The sequence below is a fragment of the Myroides sp. C6-3 genome, from assembly GCF_050522425.1.
Lineage (GTDB): Bacteria > Bacteroidota > Bacteroidia > Flavobacteriales > Flavobacteriaceae > Flavobacterium.
This window is the reverse complement of the sequence record NZ_JBMVQP010000016.1, coordinates 53,250-71,966: the sequence shown is the minus strand read 5'-3', so window position 1 is coordinate 71,966 and position 18,717 is coordinate 53,250. Positions and strand designations below refer to the sequence as shown.

The window sequence follows — 18,717 nt, the reverse complement described above, 5'->3', positions numbered from 1 at the left end:
GCCTAACTATTTAATTATCAATAGATAGGCTTTTTTATCTGTGGAGTCGCCGAGAATCGAACTCGGGTCCAAACAAGCAATCAGAGAGCTTTCTACACGCTTAGTTTCAACTTGATTTTTCGATCAGCAGCTTGGTTTGAAACAACCACTACTGACTTAGCCTCTAAGATTTCGGAAGATGTCCGAGACACTAACCTTCCTAGGTTTATTTTACGGTTCCCCTCAACAAAGCGCCACAAACCAAGGCTCTTAAGGAGAATCTAGCTCTTCCACCTGGTGGAAACTAAGGCAATCTTACTATAATTCAGATTATGCAGCTAAAGCGTAATTATTTTCGCCGTTTAAAAAGTTCGTTGTCTGATATTTACGAGCAAAACAACAACGCTCGACGTGCTTACTGACTAATTCCACTCGCTGTCAAAACCGATCGACCCCTTGTACAATTAGTTTTTAGAGATTGCAAAATTACAATTTTAAAATAAAGAATACAACCTTTAACGTTGAAAAATATGGGCTTTTTTGGAATAACAGAGAAATACAACTATATTTGCAAGAACCACCCTCAAAAAACGAAACAACTAATTTATATAACATATTATGAAAATTGGCATTATTAAGGAACGTAAAAGTCCTCCTGATAGACGTGTTGTGTTTACTCCTGAAATTCTTGCAAAAGCGTTGCAAACGCATGACAAACTTGAAGCAGTAGTAGAACCTTCAGCTATTAGAATTTTTCCGGACCAAGCTTATTCCGATAAAAACATTACACTCAGTGAAGACTTAACAGATTGCGATGTTTTAATTGGTGTAAAAGAAGTTCCTGTAGAGGCTTTAATTCCCAACAAAACCTACTTTTTCTTCTCTCATACAATCAAAGAACAAGAATACAATAGGAATATCTTACAAACCTGTTTAGCGAAAAATATTCGACTCATTGACCACGAAACATTAGTGGATCAAAACAATAAGCGATTAATTGGATTTGGTCGTTATGCTGGAATCGTAGGGGCTTATAATACACTACGCGCTTTTGGATTAAAGTATGAACTTTTCAACTTGAAGAAAGCAGAACAGATGTTACATACAGAAGATCTTATTGCGCAGTTGAAAAAGCAATATTTTCCGCCGATTAAAATCGCTGTAACAGGAAACGGTAAAGTAAGCCAAGGTATTATGGAAATCCTAGGGGGAATGAAGGCGAAGAAGGTATCTATTGAGCACTTCTTGACTCAAAAATACGATGTTCCCGTATACACCCAATTGGAAGTTATGGATTATTACAAACGCAAAGATGGAAAAGAGCCTTCAAAAGCTGATTTTTATGCGAATCCTGATCAATACGAAAGTAACTTTGAGCGCTTTACCAAAGTAACAGATATGCTCATTACAGGACATTTCTTTAAACATGGATCGCCAAAGATCTTAACACGCGATATGCTAAACGCTATAGATAATAAGATCCAGGTGATTGGCGATGTTTCTTGCGATGTAGATCACGGGCCAATTGACAGCACGTTAAGAGCTTCTACAATAGCAGATCCTTTGTATGGTTACCACCCAGGTAAACACGAAGAAGTAGCTTTTGATCACCCTGCTGCTATTACTGTAATGGCAATTGACAATTTGCCTTGTGAATTACCGAAAGACGCTAGTGAAGGATTTGGAGAAGTATTCTTAAACGTTGTTTTACCCGCTTTCTTTGACGGCGATAAGGACCAAATTTTAACACGTGCTACTATTACACAAAATGGTGCATTAACAGAGCGTTTCGCTTATTTACAAGATTACGTAGACGCCAAATAAAAATAAATGGCATACGACGAGCAAAAATTGTTAACAGTATGCCAAATTCAAATATTATTTAAAAAATTCACAATAAAATAGTTTTACTCCGTATATTTGTTGCGGAATTTACAATCTCAGAAGAAAACAAACTAAGAATAGTAAAGCAATCTGATCTATATCTTGCGAATTTTTATTTCAACCTCAAATTTGAATGAAAAATAAGTAATAAATAGTCGATTTTATTTGAAAGGAAGTAGTGGTTTTTCTGCATCAATAGAAGTGAAGCTGTGATTCATTTAGAATTAATTACCGCTAGAACAACAAAATAAAAGCAATGAGGGAAGTGTAGATTTTTTTAAAACAACAAGCCTATTATTTAAATGTTCAAAATAAAACTATGGAAGGTGAATTAACAAGCAAGGAGCTGCGTATTCAAAAAAAAATTAAAGATTCTGAAACTCATGTATTCAGAACGGTATTTCCAGGACAAACGAACCACCATGGCACCATGTTTGGTGGAGCTGTTTTGGCTATCATGGACGAAATTGCCTTTATGACCGCTACTCGCTTTTGCCGTAAACCAATTGTGACTGTTTCTAGTGATAAGATCGACTTCAATCAACCTATTCCTGTAGGGACATTAGTCGAGTTAATTGGAACAGTTGTACGCGTAGGTCGTACGAGTTTAGATGTTCGAGTAGACGTTTTCGTTGAAAGTATGTACAGAGAAGGTCGTGAAAAAGCAATTTCGGGTAACTTTACTCTTGTTGCTATTAACGAAAGTAAACGCCCTGTACCTGTAATGGATGAAATAGAAACCTTCTAAGGTTTTTTAAAATAAAAACTAAAAAGCTACTGTGCCTGCACAGTAGCTTTTTTTATATAACCAATTTCATTTGCTTTATTTCCCCCCTTATATTCAAATGGATCAATATCCTTTGAATAGGAAACACTGCGACAAGGAAACTGATTAAAATTACATTAATTCTTTACCTTTAAAAGCAGTAGATCAGCAAAGCTTCCCGTTCTTCAACTAAGAAGAGTGGGGCAGTAGAGCCTCTAATTTCGCATAATCGATCGCTAGTTCATTATCATATACAACTTGATCTAACGAATGGATATACAGTTGAGTAAATTCTGTCTCCTCCCTGTGGAGTAGTTTTAAAAAATCTACCTCGAATTCTTCTTTCCTAATTCTTAAATTAATTGACTGATCTCCACCTATATAATAGAGGGGATAATTCAAATCAATCTGTTTGGCCATGTCGCTAAGTAAATAATCCATATTTGTAATGGCTACAGTATAAATATCAACCTGTAAACCATAGGTTTGGATTATCTTCTGATATTGAAGCAAGAGATCATTTCCAATTTCACAATTGGGGTTCCATAACACGACAAATGACGGTGCTTTTTTTTGGTCAATTTTAGCGTACAAATCTGCCGCAGTTATCCCTTCAGGTTTGACTTGTGCATGTACAAATCCTGTAAAAAGCACAAAAGCCACTAAGATAATTTTATTCATTTGATAAATTTTATACGAATTAGGTATAGCAAATGACTAGGTCAATCTACCTTGAAAAAGCTAAAATCCATAGATAATAGTTTTGTAAAAAAGTATATTTTTTAAATAGATACTAAATAACTAACTAATATAGTCAATTTATTTAAAAATGCAAGGCATATTTTTTTTATTTTATCATAATTTTTTTAAAATGAAATGCTTTTTACCTTGATAGTAAGAGGATTAGAGGGGGAGATGAGTTTTGTTAATTTTGTTAATTGATTTCATTTTTCGTATATTTAAAACACTGATAATCGCTATCAGCTCATACCAAATACCAAAAATATGAAAATAAAAAATGTTACCGTTGCTGGAAGCGGTGTTTTAGGCTATCAAATAGCCTTCCAGACAGCCTTTAAGGGATTTCATGTAACTGTATATGATATCAATGAAGAAGCCATTGAAAAGGCCAAAGCAAAGTTTGAATTGTTGAGTAAGAAATACCAGCAGGATTTAGGAGCAACTCCAGAAGAACTAGCACAAACCAAAGAGAACCTATCGTATTCAAGTGATTTAGAAAAAGCCACTGCTCATGCTGATTTACTCATTGAAGCGGTACCCGAGAATTTAAAAATAAAAGTGGGATTCTATACTGAGCTAGCTAAAGTAGCTCCCGCACATACCATTTTTGCCACCAACTCATCTACGTTACTTCCTAGCCAAATTGCAGAGGCGACAAAAAGACCTAAGCAATTTTTAGCCCTGCATTTTGCCAATGAAATTGGAACACATAATACAGCCGAAATTATGGGCCATGCGGATACAGATCCTGCAATTTTTGATCAAATCGTTCGCTTTGCAGAAGCAATTGGCATGATAGCACTTCCGCTACACAAAGAACAACCAGGTTATATCTTAAATACGCTGTTGGTGCCTCTATTAGAAGCAGCAACCCATCTACTCGTGAATGATGTGGCAGATGCTCCTACGATAGATAAAACGTGGATGGTCGCTACAGGAGCGCCTATAGGCCCTTGTGGTATTCTAGATATTATCGGAATTACAACTGCGTATAACATCATCAAAATGACTGCTGACGCAACCAAGGATCCCGAAAAAATTAAAACTGTTGAATACCTCAAAAGAGAATTTTTAGATAAAAATAAACTTGGGGTAGGAACAGGTGAAGGATTCTACACCTATCCTAATCCAGCATTTAGAAAAGATAATTTTCTTAAATAATCGCTCTTTTCTTAGCAGTAAAAACCTCGATAAAAGATAGTTTTATCGAGGTTTTTATTATTAAAGCTTTACTTTAATTAATATTATGTAAAACACATAATACAAGTGTTTTAATTTGATTAAAACACAGACTTTGTCATCCGGTCATTACCGAGAAGATCGCGACGTAATTCGTTATTTTTAAATCCAATAGTCTCCAGCAGTTCAAGCATTTCTTTTCCTAAGTATTGATTGATTTCATAAAACAAAAAGCCACCAGAATTCAACTTCATATGGGCCAATTGGGCAATTTTTCGATAGAAAATCAACGGATCTTGATCGTTGACAAATAGGGCAGTGTGGGGTTCGTAATCCTTCACATTCGATTGAATTTCTACTTTTTCTAACTGACGGATGTAAGGGGGATTTGATACAATAATATCATAATTTTGCCCTAATTGTTCTACAGTTAAAATATCTTGTTGCACAAAGTTCACTGCTACCTGCATTGAAGAAGCATTCTCTTTAGCTATTGCGAGTGCCTCTGTCGATACATCCAAAAGAGTAACCGTACTTTGAGGTAATTCTTTGGCTAAAGTCAATCCTATACAACCGCTACCTGTACCGATGTCTAAGATTTGAAGTGGGCGCTCATGGGAAACGGTTTCAAGAATCCACTCAACTAATTCTTCAGTTTCTGGACGAGGAATTAAGGTATGCGCATTAACTTTAAACGTATAGCCGTAAAAGAAAGCTTTTCCAAAAATATGTTGGACAGGTCTTTGTTGAAGGAGTTCGGCCAACACTTTCAGCCATGTTGTCTCCTTTGCAGTCATCAAATCAGGATTCATGACTAAATCCAAGCGTTTTTTTCCTTCAAGTTCGTCTAAACAAAATAGGAATAATTGCTGGGCTTCAAGCGCATCATAAACCGGAGTCAATTGCGCAATATAGTGGTCTTGTAATACTTTTATCAACATAGTTTAAACACTAAAATGTCTAGTAGATTAGCTAAAAAGGATTAAATTTGTTCAAAGATACAGTTTTATCAATTTTGGAAAAAGACGAATACTATATTTCTCGATGCATACAACTGGCAAAACAAGGAACTTTTGCTGCTCTACCTAATCCATCTGTTGGAGCTGTGGTTGTACACAACAATCAAATCATAGGAGAGGGGTTTACTTCTGCTTATGGAGGTTCACATGCTGAAGTAAATGCTATTGGTCAGGTTAAGGATCAATCCCTATTGAAAGATAGTACACTTTATGTCAGTTTAGAACCCTGTAGCCATTTTGGAAAAACACCTCCTTGCTGTGATTTAGTTATTGCCAAGCAAATTCCCCGTGTTGTTGTTGGTACAATTGATCCTTTTGCTAAGGTTTGCGGTATGGGCATTGAAAAAATGAAAGAGGCTGGTATTGAAGTAAAAGTTGGTGTCTTAGAAGAGGAATGTCGAGAAAGTAATGTGCGATTTTTTACTTTCCATCAAAAGAAGCGTCCTTACCTCATTCTAAAATGGGCGGAAAGTCAGGATGGTTTCATTGCTCCTCTTCAACGAGAGGAACAAGCACCTGTTTGGCTGTCTAATGTTTATGCACAACAACTCGTTCACCAATGGAGAAGTGAAGAAATGGCTTTTCTTGTAGGAACCCATACAGTCATTGACGACAACCCCTCTTTAACTACTCGTTCTTGGTTTGGCAAAAATCCTAAACGCATTTATATTGATCGAAAAGGCGCTATTTCAACGGCTTACGCCATCAACCAACAACAGGACGCAACGATCTGTATTACAGCAAATAAAGAGGCCAAATCAACCGATCAGATTACCTATTATTACGCTGATTTTGACTCCAACCTTGTGCAACAAATTTGTGCTATTTTATATGAACTTCAAATTTTATCTGTTGTCATAGAAGGAGGTACACAAACGATACAGCACTTTATCGACGCAAATCTATGGGATGAAGCCCGTATTTTTAGTAGTGAAATACGATTAGAAGAAGGAATTAAAGCTCCGCATTTCAAACAACAATATGCCACTACAACTTGTACAATAGCCAATAATGAATTACGCATTTTACACGCCAAATCATGACGGAAGAAAAAGATTTTTATAAAACCATTAGTCAACCTACGGAAGAAGTATTATACAAAGAAAAAAATAGTAAATTTTTTGGTTATGCTTTTCCTATCAAAAAGGAAGAAGAGGTAAAAGAAATACTCGAACAAATAAAAAAGGTACACTACAATGCACGTCATTGGTGTTATGCCTTTCAGTTGGGAACAGATCCCATTTATTATCGAGCAAATGACGATGGAGAACCTAGTAATACTGCTGGTGCTCCTATTTATGGACAAATTCAATCCTTTGAATTAACGGATGTACTACTTATTGTTGTTCGTTATTTTGGTGGAATAAAACTAGGAGTAGGTGGTCTGATTACCGCCTATCGTGCAGCTGCTCAAATGGCTTTAGAAGAAGCAGAAATTATCGAATGTACGATTGACAAAAAGTTTAAAGTTCGCTTTGATTACAAAGACATGAACAATGTAATGCGCGTTATTAAAGAGCGGAACTTAAATTTAGTACAACAAAAGCTTGAAATGACGTGTGAAATCGAATTATCTATTCGAAAAAGTGAATATCAACAGGCTTTGGAGGCTTTCGTTCCTTATTATGAGGTAAAAGTTGTAGAACCTTCTTCAGAAGATTACTAAAAAAAACCATCCATCTAATTGATAATAAAAAGGGGCATCTCCTAAAAAGGATGCCCCCTCAAGTAATAATACAATAAAAAATAATAACTATCTTCTATTTATAACGAGTGATTTTCTGCTTTCGTATAACAGCAAAATAAATTGCTATCTTCCTAAAGAAAAAACAAGTAACGTTATTGCGCAACCTGCTAGTAATAAACCTATTATATTTATCTTTGAAAGCTTTTCTTTAAATAAACTATAGCCTAATAACGTCCCTAAAAAGATAACACCGAAGTTCATTCCCGCAAAGACAATCGTTGGGTTAGAGGAGAAGTACTGATGGGCTTTCATATAGAAGATTATATTGATAAAATTTAACCCGCCGATAAAAATACCAGAGAATAAATTTAGTTTAGAAACCTTGAAAATATTTTTTTTGCTGCCGAAGGTATAAGCGATTAAGCTCAAAAATAAAGCCGTAAAAAAAACGTAAAACAAACTCTGTGTATAAGGTATTGCGGCATATAAAGCCAATTGCTTGAAGCAAATATCAATAATTCCAAAACCAAAAAAAGTGCTGAGTAAATAAACTGAACTTTTAGCAGAAGAGTCTGTCTGCACCGTATTTCCTTTATTTAAAATAAAATAAATAGAGAGCAGACCAAGTCCCAATGCAACATAGCGCATGCTGTTTAATTCTTCTTTAAAAATAAAAATAGCAGCTAGTATGGGAATTAACAATGACAAACGCTGAGCTATATCGGTTTTAATCAAACCCGCATACTGAATCGATCTAAATTGAGCAACAAAAATAGCTGGCAATAAAATCCCTAAAGCGGCAATAACACCAAAAGGCATATGTGCTGAAATTTGCGTAAAATCCACTTTAAAAATAAAAAAGGATAATACGGAAGTTACGACATAGTTCAGGATAATGATTTCAAAGATATTAACGGTAAACCTCTTGATATATTTAAAAAATACACCAACAGAAACACTACCAAGAATACTGCAAATTAAATAGATCATCTTATTTTTAAATAGAGCGTTACAAAAATATAAAATTAAGAAAGATCCCAGGCTCAATAGGGGTTTTAATTTTTCTATTTTACATAATATTAATTATAGTATATTCAATCTAATTCAAAAAGAAGAATCTCTCACAGCAAAACGCTATTTTAACTCACACTTATACATCTATTGACTAACTATAGACTATCTGATAAAAAAAGCTACTGTTCGTACAGTAGCTATCCTTTTACTTTTTTATAAAATCTTTTCGTTTGATCACTTGTAAATCTTTGCTCACAATAATACCTAAAGTATCTGTTTTGCTTGTGCGTTCAGCTGTATGAACGTGTAATAATGCACTAACTTTATAAGCAACAAATTCTTTATCATCTGCAATTTTTTCTTTGGCGATCACTTCTTCTAATTCTTGTATGAATGGCGCTGCTTTTGTTTCAAGTTCACTGTATTCACGAACAGCCTTGTCAATTTCATCTCTAACGTTCTTGACTGGATGAATTTTGTACAATAACATATATTGATTCACTGCATGTTGCTGCAACTCTATAAAAGGCAAATATCCAATCTGCAGTTCTTCGAGTAAATCTTGTCCTTTGATGTGCAGACGGTCTTTTTCTGTTAATGTGTCTATGCGAACAATTTGTAATTTATTTTCTTCTTTTTTAAGATCAATTCTCAATTCTGACTCTACATAAGGCGTTACTGCTTTGCGGATCCGCTCGTTAAGCGTTTCTTGAATAGCAAAAGAGGATAAAAAAACAAAACCGATAAAGAGAAATAACAATTTTTTCATTTTTATATATGGACTATGAATGGTGTTGTAATTTACACTTTTTGTACTAATTATTAGCTTCCCTCCTGCTAATTAGTACCTTTTCTATAGCAGTAATTGATTTTTTTATTCTTTGATAAAATTATAGTCACTTAATGTTAGCATAAAGGCGACTAAGGCTTCTTTTTCTTCTTCAGTTAAGGGTAATCGATTTTGATTTTCTTTAAAAATGGGATCTAAATTGGCACTGTTAATTACGCCTTGATCCATGTAATCCAAAACTTCTCTTAGTGTTTTAAACTGTCCAAAACTACCGTAAGGAGCTGTAAATTCGATATTTCTCAAAGAAGGTACACGGAAACTCATATAGTCATTTAAGTCACCTGTTACACGGGCTCTTCCTGCTTCATTGGAATCTCGATTGATTGGAAATCCAATGTTTCTAAAGGTTTGATCTGTGAATAATTCACCACTATGACAAGTAGCGCAATGCACTTGAAATAGAGCATGACCTTCGCGCTCTTGTGCGGTAAATTCTGCTTTATTTTGTTTGACCTGATCGTACTTGCTTGCTGCTGAAATCAAGGTATATTCGTATTGGGCAATGCTTTGATAGATTCGCTCTGAGGTGATAATGCCATCTCCAAATGCCTTTTTAAACAAAACTTGATAATCTTGATCGCTTTTTATTTTCCTAATAACCTCTAGCATGGAGGAATGCATTTCTTCTGGGGTAATTATCGGAACTATAACTTGCTTTTCCAACTGGCGTTTACTGCCATCCCAGTTGTAAAATTGCATAAAAGCTAGATTTTGAATGGGAGGCACATTGCGCAAACCTTCCTTCCCTTCTATTCCAATTCCCTGCGTTTCATGATCTGCATAGGCCGCAGATGGAATATGACAACTAGCGCAGGCAACCGTGTTATCTCGACTTAAACGCGGATCAAAAAACAATTTTTCCCCTAATTCTACCCCAAATTTTGTTGGTTGATTACTATAAAAAGCGGGATTGAGAGCAGGAAAATCAGCAGGAATATTCAAATCAATCAAAGGATTGGCTTCTATTGGTGTATAAGCCTCATCAGAACTACAGGATACCATACCCAAAATAGCCAATAAAATAGTGATTCTTATTGTTTTATATGTATTTTTCATAGCAAATGAAGGGAGTTGTTTATGCAAACAACTCCCTGTGGTATTTAATTTTTAACTTCTAAAATAGAAAACATACCGCTTAAATCGCTTGTTCCATTTCCTCCTAAATTGTCAACAAACTTGGTCATTTGTACTGCTGTGTGAACATTAGGTGTTGCGTTGTCATCTGAACCTGTACCAGATGTGAGTGTAATTGTATTTGACTTTCCACTTAACAAGGCATTAAAATCAGCTTTAATCACAAGTACAGGAGATGATTTTCCTACTTGTGCTAAAACAGGTAAATCTAATGTTACATCTCTATAAGCATCAACTCCTTGGATCAAAGCCCCTGTATCATCGTCATCTACTGTACTTCCTGTGTGAATAGACAAAGTTTTGTGATCTGCTTCATAAAATCCTTCAATTTTTGTAAAGCGGTAACCTGTTCCCCATTCCCACATCATTTCGGTATCATTCGCACCTGCTGCTGCGTAAAACGCAGGAAATTTTGCTTCGTTTAGTACGTTTAAATCACTTCTAACTCCTAAGCCAAATTTGATTTGTTTGTATTCTCCTTTTGGAATCTCACGCAATACATAGCTCAAACTACTCGATTTCGCCTGATTAATTACTGTAGCTCCTTGATCTAGATCATTGATGTGATAAGGAATTTCTTTTCCGTCATTTTTTACTAAACGGATATTGCTGATGACATATTTTACTTCACTAAAATGGTGTACTTGTCCTTCCACTGACGTATTTACTGTTGCTGTTGTTGAATTGGCATCTCCTAAAACCAATGGTTTATCGCCAAATGTATTGGTGAACTCCAAGGTAACTTTATTCGCTACCGCTTGGTTGTCGTCACTTGAACAAGAAACAAGTGCTAAAGTAAGAATAGATAAGGCGAAATATTTTGTTGCGTTTTTCATTTGTATTGTTCTTTATAAGATTTTGTTTAAAAATTTAACTTTAGAGACGTAAAAAAGTTACGCCCCATTCTTGGTATATTGCCCCAATCGGCATAAGTTGAATAATATTCGTTGAGCAAATTCTCCGCTCCAACTTGTAAGGTAGACTTCACTCCTTTTACATAAAAGTTATAGGCAATGGAAGTGTCCCAAATGGCATAAGAAGGCGTTAAACGTTCTCCATACTCCGGACTATAGTCGCGTTGTTTTCCATCTCCATGCACGGTTGTTTGTACACTGAAATCACGAAAGCGATACTGCAAGGAGGTTTGATAGCTAAAAGGGCGAATAAAAGGTAGATTCCCTTTGTCGTTATCTTGTCCTCGAGCATACGTTATGCTCCCTTTCCAATGTAAATCGTCTAAAATAAGGTAATGTCCCGTTAAGGAAAGATTGAAGAGCGTTGCGTACGGTAAGGAGGTATATCCTTTTACTCCTACAGATTGATAGTTCATCGGGCTTCCCAAACTCAAGATTCGCCCAATGATATAATCTTTTATGTGAAAGTAATTAGCTTGTACTTCCAGATCAAATCGATCGCCTTTGTAGCCCATACTCGCTTTAATCTCATGGGAAACTTCATTGCTCAAATCGGGATTTCCAATATAGTCATAGCGGTCATAGCTGTTGTAGATATAATATCCATAAGCTTCTGAAACTGAAGGTGCACGATGACCATATCCCAATCCAACAACAAAATTAAATCGCTCGACATCTACTTGGTAACTGGCGTGTACACGAGGTAATACTCTTGTCTTTGCTTGAGCGGCTCCTGGATGAAAAATCCAATTGAACTCAATATACTTGGCTTTGTTGTAATTAACCCCCAATCCACCACCAAAGACAAGTTGACTATGGTCTGTAAGTTTTACTTCATTGTTAAGCGATAAACCGCTGTACGTTGTTGTTACCCAAGGCCATGTATAAGCAAACATGGTTTGCTTTTCGCGATCTTGTGGATACATACGCATCTCAGCAATCGATAGGTTTGTATAAGCATTCAGCTGTATTTCAGCTGAATAATCTCCTTTTTTAAAATTAGCTTTAGACAGAAGTCCATACGTTGTACTCCAACCAGGCATATCCATGTGTACTAAATTTTCAGGTCGGGTCGTATCATCCATATAATGTTCAATAGCGTTAAAATACGCTTTGGTATCCCAAACTTTAATAAACTTGTTCTCAAATAATTGCTTATAGGACAATGAGGTAATAATAGCACGAGACAACCATAAATCCATCGGTAAAGCAGGATATCCTACATCTTTGGCTACATCGAAGATTGCATCTACACGCACAGCAGATAATTCACTCGTTTTGTGTGCTATCCCAATGGAAGTATTGAACTTTTTATACTGTGAATGGGCCACTTCTCGCTTGTTTCCATCTTTGTAATTTTGTGCATGGCGGTAAGCTATACTAGCATCCGTTACCCATTTTTTACTCGAAAAGGACAGATTACCCAAGTTGTACACTTGTTTATTATTGAACTCAAATCCACTTTGGATCACAGCATTCCATTGATTATATGGACTAAAAGCACTGTTTTTTCGCTTTAAATCAATGCTACCTGCAATGGTAGATCCATGCATGCCTCCTTCTTGTCCAGATTGGATATCCACTGCTTCTAAGTTGTTGCTTTCAACATAAGAGGTAATGGGGTCCATTTTATCTGTACAAGCACCAAAAATGTGCATACCGTCAATCGTCAAGGTGGCGCGTTCTGTGCTCATATTGTTCAATAAAGGTTCCCATGCATATGCCCCTCGTTTAATGAAACTGATCTGTTCTGAAGAGGCTAAAAATTCATCCACTGAAACCGCCATCTTCAAATCTGTGCGTATTTTTTCTTTGGCTTGTACAAGCACTGCAATTTCATCTAAAACTGTCGAAAGACTATCTTCCGTTCCTACGGGTTGCTGTGCTACTACACTGAAAGCAACCAGACTAAATAAAATAGAAAAGATTCGCATACGCTTAAAAAAGGATATCAATAAACAATTCACTTTTTACCCCCGCTACACCTGGTGTAAAATCTGTAGGAACTTTTGTTCCTTTAATGAGACGTCCTTTATCGTTTTGCAAGATAAAATTCAAGGTCCAGTTTCCAGTCATCGTATAGTTTACTACACCATAGTACAACGCATCCTCTCCTTGTATCAAGTCTTTATTATTAGGTGAGGAGTGATTACCCATGGAGGGCTCTGGCATACGGGGATCTAAGAATAGTTTATACCCGTCTACACTTGAATAAGCCTGTTGCAAGGCTGCTAAATCTTGTGTTGTGGTATCCAAATTATTTTTTTTAAAAATACCAGCTACCAACTGATTTTCAGCCACTTTAGGTTTATTAGGTGCAACAAGTGCAATAATATAATGCTCTTGATCACTTCCGATAAAAGAAGTCATATTCAAATTCATGTTGCCCTGTGGACGTACAGTAACCGTTTCAACCTGCTCAAATTTTTCTCTTTCAATAGCAAGACTGAGGATAACTTCCCAATTACCCGTTGTACTTTCTGTTGTGAAAACACTATACCCCTGGTAAAAGCGTTCTTGCGATTGATACTTGAACTGATTGCTATGCGGACAGGTTTCTTTCTCCCCCGTTGCCGTCGTGTGAACAGGTAGAAAAGTAATAACTGCATCTTCTACTACTTCTTTCGTACTTTTTTGCATAACATGCAAACGCACTTCATTATAGCCCTTGTATAATTGACCGTCTAAAGCTTCCATTTGGATGCTATACGAGCCTTGTTCAAAAGAAATGATTGTTTTGAACTCATGATTATCTGGTACACTAGTATTCGTTTCAGATTCATAATCTGTCTTATCTATTGTACAAGCCGTAACAACAAAACATGCTGATACGAAACAAATAAATTTTTTCATTGTTTGACTGGGGTGCCTTATAGATATGTACTGCTCGAACACATGATTTCTACCACTATCAAAAAGTATAGGGATTGTATCATTTTGTAAAGGGTACAACAGGCATCTGGTGCTATTAAATAGTATATTTAATAACAGCGGTTTACAAATAAGTGAATTGAATATAGGAGCGATTAGGCGTAAAAGTAAGATCGACGTTGTTGTCGTTTACTGCATATGCGTAAACAAACGTAGATTACTTTCTCCAATAATTCCTCATTTTAGCAAACAGGAGGGCGAAACAAAAGCGTAGAAAAAGAGAAGCTATAGTGATCCTCAACACGTACCATCGGTTTGATGTAATAAGGTTGATTAAACGTGCAATTAATTACTTCTATAGCTTGATAATAAATGAGCTGAATCTCTGCAGAGGCAAAATGTGTTCTGCCTTTATCTGTATCGGTGTCAGAAGCGTTCGCTAATTCTTTAGTAAGGTGACATTTTCCATTACAAGCGAGCTCCGGTTTGTCTTTATTTACACAAAGTTCATTTTTAATATAATCATATAGTACCACATACTCCACAACAGGCAGTACCGGTTTGAAGAACATAAATAGGGATAATATGATTGTCGCAATTTTCACCTTACAAATGTCTATTATATTTTCAAAACAACAAAATTTGAGCGTGTTTCTGTGAATTATTGGATTGAAAAAGTAAATAGGACAACTAAGAGTATTACTGCTTTTGGGGTAAAGATAAAAAAAGAGGTAGAAACCCTGTGGGCTCTACCTCTTCCAGATTAAAACAATTGGTATGTTTTTTTATTTAGCTTCTAACGCTTTTAATTTATCATTCATCTCAAGTGCTCTATAAATGTTTTTCAACGTATTGATTGCCTCATCATTAGTAGGGTTAATAGTCAATACTTTTTCTAAATCATTCATAGCATCGCGATAAAGTGCTTTTTTCTCTTTTTGCAATTGCTCATATTTTTTATTATCAGCAGCAGACATCCCCAAGCTATTCATTTTGTTGGTAATTTCTTCGTCTGGTTGCAATTTAATGAAAGCCATATTTAAATATGCGTTTTCATTTTTAGGGTTGATGCGAATCGCTTGTTCGTAGTATTTTTTAGCATCTTCTATTTTACCTGCTTGGTAACTAGTAACACCTAAATTATACAATAAAACGTCATCATTCGGGTTTTTAGCCAAAGCCTCTTTTGCAATTTCTTCGTATTTCCCCATGTTGTTAGACTTCAAATACAAATCCATTTGTGTTAACATTAAGTTCGTGTCATTTGGATTTGATTTTCTAGCCTCGATTACTGCTTTTTCAGCCTCATCATATTGCCCTTCTTGGTAATAGATTAACGCTAAGTTTTTAATAATCTCAGGGCGTTTAGAATCTTCTTTTACAAATTTTGGATCAGTGTGAGAACCTTGTTTTACAAGCACATCTCTCATCTTAGAATCTTTACCAAAATTTTGAACCTCTCCTGTTGCTTTATCCACAGCAGTGTAGTAAGATTCATTTCCGTTGTATCCTAAATCGATTAATTCTTTATAGTATGAAGTCGCAGTAGAATAGTCTTTTGAGTTAATTGCTGTTGAAGCAGCGTAGTATAAATAAATCGTATCTTGTTTATTGATATCGTAAGCTTGTCTAAACTTTTTAGTAGCTCCTTTATAATTAGAAGAGTTGTTTTCCTCAATCGCTTTGTTGATTACTTTTGATGCAACAATTCCCAACTCTTCATTTGCTTGTTTAGCAAATTTATTGTTTTTGTCAATAGCTTCAATTGCTTTATAAGCACTCACCATTTTATCCACATTAGCATCAAAATCTTGCTCTTTTTCGATTTGTTGATAAGCTAAGTTTGATTTTAAATAGTAAAATTGAATTTTTTGCTCATTCGTTGCACCACCTAATACAGCTTCAACTGCATTTAACGCTGTTGTAGCTTCTGTAACATTTCCTTTTTTTACAGCTTTCTCAGCGTCTTTTAGCTCTTTCTTTTGAGCCATAGATAGCCCAGAGATCATTAGGGCAGCCGCTAAATAAACATATTTTTTATTCATAACTCTGTCGTTTTTATTGTTTTATTCTTGATCTTCTTCTGTTTGTTCATTCACATCTTCTGTAACATCTAACACGCTTCCATCAATTTCCACAAATTCTTGTTCCTCTTCATCATCTTCTTTCATCACCTTACAAACTGCAGCAATTGAGTCATTGCCTTTGATGTTGATTAAACGAACTCCTTGTGTAGCGCGACCCATAACACGTAAATCAGATACACGCATGCGAATCGTTAAGCCCGATTTATTGATAATCATTAAATCATCGGCATCAGTAACCACGTTAATTGAAACCAATAATCCCGTTTTATCACTGATATTCATGGTCTTAACCCCTTTACCTCCACGGTTTGTCTCACGGTATTCTTCTAAAGCCGAACGCTTACCATATCCATTCTCAGAAACCACTAAAATCTCACTGTCTAAATCGCTAACAGATACCATTCCGATTACCTCGTCTTTGTCATCTGCTAAGGTAATTCCACGAACACCAGACGCTGTTCTTCCCATTGGGCGGGTTTTCTCCTCATCAAAGCGAACCAATTTACCAGATTTCACAGCTATTAGAACTTTACTCTTACCGTCAGTTAATTTTGCTTCTAGCAATTCATCATCTTCTTTGATCGTAATCGCGTTAATTCCATTTTGTCTTGGGCGCGAATATTGCTCTAAAGGTGTTTTCTTCACTTGACCTTGCTTGGTTGCCATGATCACATAGTGGTTGTTGATGTACTCTTCGTCTTTCAAGTCTTGTGTACAGATAAACGCCTTTACTTTATCGTCATTCTCAATGTTGATCAAGTTTTGGATGGCACGACCTTTACTAACTTTCGTACCCTCTGGAATTTCATAAACTCTCATCCAGAAACACTTTCCTTTTTGTGTAAAGAACAACATATATTGGTGGTTTGTAGCCACATACATATGTTCTAAGAAATCTTGATCTCTTGTACCTGCCGACTTTTGACCTACTCCACCTCTGTTTTGAGTTTTGTATTCAGAAAGCGGTGTACGCTTAATATAACCCGCATGTGAGATCGTAATTACGACTTGCTCATCGGCAATAAGGTCGGTAATACTTACATCTCCACCTGCATATTCAATGATTGAACGACGTTCATCACCAAATTTATTTTTTACTTCAGTTAACTCTTCTTTAATCAAGTCCATTCGCATCTCTTTACTTGCCAATAACTCTCTTAAATGATTAATTAACTTCATAATATCATCGTATTCAGCACGCAATTTATCTTGCTCTAGGCCAGTTAACTGACGAAGACGCATTTCAACAATAGCACGAGCTTGAATTTCTGATAGAGAAAAACGCTCAATTAATTTAGCTCTTGCTTCATCCGCATTACTAGAAGCGCGAATCAAGGCAATTACTTCATCAATATTATCTGATGCAATAATTAATCCCTCTAAAATATGTGCGCGTTCTTCCGCTTTTCTCAATTCAAATTGCGTACGTCTTACTACCACATCGTGTCTGTGTTCAACAAAGTGATAAATTAATTCTTTGAGATTTAATGTTTGTGGACGTCCGTCAACCAAGGCGATATTATTCACACTGAATGACGATTGCAATTGTGTATATTTATAAAGTGTATTTAATACAATGTTTGGAATAGCGTCGCGTTTTAAAACGTAAACGATACGCATTCCCTTGCGATCAGATTCATCACGGATGGTAGCAATACCCTCAATTTTCTTATCGTTTACTGCTTCTGCCGTTTTCTTGATCATTTCGGCTTTGTTCACTTGGAATGGAATCTCCGTAACTACGATACACTCTCTTCCATCAACCTCTTCAAAATTGGCTTTAGCACGCATGACAACGCGACCACGACCTGTTTTGAATGCCTCTCTAACACCTTCATAACCATAGATAATACCTCCTGTTGGGAAATCTGGTGCTTTGATGTAATTCATCAATTCATCGATCTCGATGTCGTTATTATCGATATAGGCTAATGTACCATCAATTACTTCTGAAAGATTGTGTGGAGCCATATTCGTTGCCATCCCCACTGCAATACCTGAAGCACCATTAACCAATAACGTAGGAATACGCGTAGGCATTACTTTAGGCTCTTCTAAGGTATCGTCAAAGTTTAATTGAAAATCAACAGTTTCTTTGTCGATATCGGCAAGAATCTCTTCAGACATCTTCTTCATTCTAGCCTCTGTATAACGCATTGCTGCTGGGCTATCTCCATCTACAGATCCAAAGTTACCTTGTCCATCTACAAGTAAATAACGTATGCTCCAATCTTGAGCCATACGCACCATGGCGTCATATACAGAAATATCACCGTGTGGGTGGTATTTACCTAAAACTTCCCCTACAATTCTGGCAGACTTTTTATGTGCTCTATTAGACATCACGCCTAATTCATACATACCAAATAACACTCTACGATGCACAGGTTTTAAGCCATCTCTAACATCGGGAAGGGCTCTAGATACAATCACAGACATTGAATAATCAATGTAGGCTGATTTCATCTGTTCCTCAATGTTAATAGGAATCAACTTTTCTCCTTCAGACATAAGTATATTAAATTTAAATTGTCATTATTAAACGTGCTAATATACAGATTTTATCGCGTTTTTCCATACTTAAAAGACATG

16 protein-coding genes and 1 other RNA gene are annotated in these 18,717 nt (G+C 36.0%); 5 read left to right on the top strand and 12 right to left on the bottom strand.

Annotation, left to right across the window (positions count from 1 at the left end):
- Positions 1-38: 38 nt before the first annotated feature.
- Positions 39-435: a transfer-messenger RNA gene (gene ssrA, locus ACPDG9_RS08705) on the bottom strand.
- Positions 436-597: 162 nt separating this feature from the next.
- Here ssrA and ACPDG9_RS08700 point away from each other — a divergent pair.
- Positions 598-1,803: an NAD(P)-dependent oxidoreductase gene (locus tag ACPDG9_RS08700; RefSeq protein ID WP_430527371.1), complete on the top strand. Its 1,206-nt coding sequence runs from the start codon at positions 598-600 to the stop codon at positions 1,801-1,803.
- Positions 1,804-2,182: 379 nt separating this feature from the next.
- Complete coding sequence (locus tag ACPDG9_RS08695; RefSeq protein WP_002992508.1) at positions 2,183-2,611, top strand: acyl-CoA thioesterase; 429 nt, start codon at positions 2,183-2,185, stop codon at positions 2,609-2,611.
- Between the two features lie 207 nt (positions 2,612-2,818).
- On the opposite strand, the gene ACPDG9_RS08690 is transcribed toward ACPDG9_RS08695, so the two are convergent.
- Positions 2,819-3,310, bottom strand: a complete 492-nt coding sequence (locus tag ACPDG9_RS08690) for a hypothetical protein (RefSeq protein ID WP_430527370.1) — start codon at positions 3,308-3,310, stop codon at positions 2,819-2,821.
- Between the two features lie 324 nt (positions 3,311-3,634).
- Between ACPDG9_RS08690 and ACPDG9_RS08685 the strand changes: the two genes are divergently transcribed.
- Positions 3,635-4,531 (top strand): 3-hydroxyacyl-CoA dehydrogenase, encoded by an 897-nt coding sequence (locus tag ACPDG9_RS08685; protein WP_430527369.1) that lies wholly within the window; start codon positions 3,635-3,637, stop codon positions 4,529-4,531.
- A 119-nt stretch (positions 4,532-4,650) separates the two neighbouring features.
- Here the strand turns inward: ACPDG9_RS08685 and prmC are convergent, their stop codons facing one another.
- Complete coding sequence (prmC, locus tag ACPDG9_RS08680; protein WP_430527368.1) at positions 4,651-5,490, bottom strand: peptide chain release factor N(5)-glutamine methyltransferase; 840 nt, start codon at positions 5,488-5,490, stop codon at positions 4,651-4,653.
- Between the two features lie 47 nt (positions 5,491-5,537).
- Here prmC and ribD point away from each other — a divergent pair, with 47 nt between their 5' ends.
- Positions 5,538-6,611, top strand: coding sequence for a bifunctional diaminohydroxyphosphoribosylaminopyrimidine deaminase/5-amino-6-(5-phosphoribosylamino)uracil reductase RibD (gene ribD, locus ACPDG9_RS08675; RefSeq protein WP_430527367.1), 1,074 nt, complete (start codon positions 5,538-5,540; stop codon positions 6,609-6,611).
- Positions 6,608-7,234 carry an IMPACT family protein gene (locus tag ACPDG9_RS08670; RefSeq protein WP_430527366.1) on the top strand — a complete coding sequence of 209 codons (627 nt, stop codon included), beginning with the start codon at positions 6,608-6,610 and terminating at the stop codon, positions 7,232-7,234. Before ribD ends, ACPDG9_RS08670 begins: the two co-directional genes overlap by 4 nt.
- 144 nt (positions 7,235-7,378) lie before the next feature.
- Here the strand turns inward: ACPDG9_RS08670 and ACPDG9_RS08665 are convergent, their stop codons facing one another.
- The 9 genes from ACPDG9_RS08665 to gyrA form a co-directional block, all read right to left on the bottom strand.
- Positions 7,379-8,245, bottom strand: a complete 867-nt coding sequence (locus tag ACPDG9_RS08665; protein WP_430527365.1) for an EamA/RhaT family transporter — start codon at positions 8,243-8,245, stop codon at positions 7,379-7,381.
- A gap of 229 nt (positions 8,246-8,474) precedes the next feature.
- Entirely contained in the window at positions 8,475-9,038 is a 564-nt protein-coding gene (locus ACPDG9_RS08660; RefSeq protein ID WP_430527364.1) for a hypothetical protein, read from the bottom strand.
- 105 nt (positions 9,039-9,143) lie between these two features.
- Positions 9,144-10,175, bottom strand: a complete 1,032-nt coding sequence (locus tag ACPDG9_RS08655; protein ID WP_430527363.1) for a cytochrome-c peroxidase — start codon at positions 10,173-10,175, stop codon at positions 9,144-9,146.
- 44 nt (positions 10,176-10,219) lie between these two features.
- A complete protein-coding gene (locus tag ACPDG9_RS08650) occupies positions 10,220-11,089 on the bottom strand; it encodes an MbnP family protein (RefSeq protein ID WP_430527362.1) in 870 nt (289 codons plus the stop codon).
- A 26-nt stretch (positions 11,090-11,115) separates the two neighbouring features.
- Positions 11,116-13,101, bottom strand: a complete 1,986-nt coding sequence (locus ACPDG9_RS08645; RefSeq protein ID WP_430527361.1) for a TonB-dependent receptor plug domain-containing protein — start codon at positions 13,099-13,101, stop codon at positions 11,116-11,118.
- Between the two features lie 4 nt (positions 13,102-13,105).
- Positions 13,106-14,020 (bottom strand): hypothetical protein, encoded by a 915-nt coding sequence (locus ACPDG9_RS08640; RefSeq protein WP_430527360.1) that lies wholly within the window; start codon positions 14,018-14,020, stop codon positions 13,106-13,108.
- Between the two features lie 260 nt (positions 14,021-14,280).
- Entirely contained in the window at positions 14,281-14,610 is a 330-nt protein-coding gene (locus ACPDG9_RS08635) for a hypothetical protein (RefSeq protein WP_430527359.1), read from the bottom strand.
- A 213-nt stretch (positions 14,611-14,823) separates the two neighbouring features.
- Complete coding sequence (locus ACPDG9_RS08630) at positions 14,824-16,083, bottom strand: tetratricopeptide repeat protein (RefSeq protein WP_430527358.1); 1,260 nt, start codon at positions 16,081-16,083, stop codon at positions 14,824-14,826.
- A gap of 21 nt (positions 16,084-16,104) precedes the next feature.
- Positions 16,105-18,636 carry a DNA gyrase subunit A gene (gene gyrA / locus ACPDG9_RS08625; RefSeq protein WP_430527357.1) on the bottom strand — a complete coding sequence of 844 codons (2,532 nt, stop codon included), beginning with the start codon at positions 18,634-18,636 and terminating at the stop codon, positions 16,105-16,107.
- Positions 18,637-18,717 lie beyond the last annotated feature (81 nt).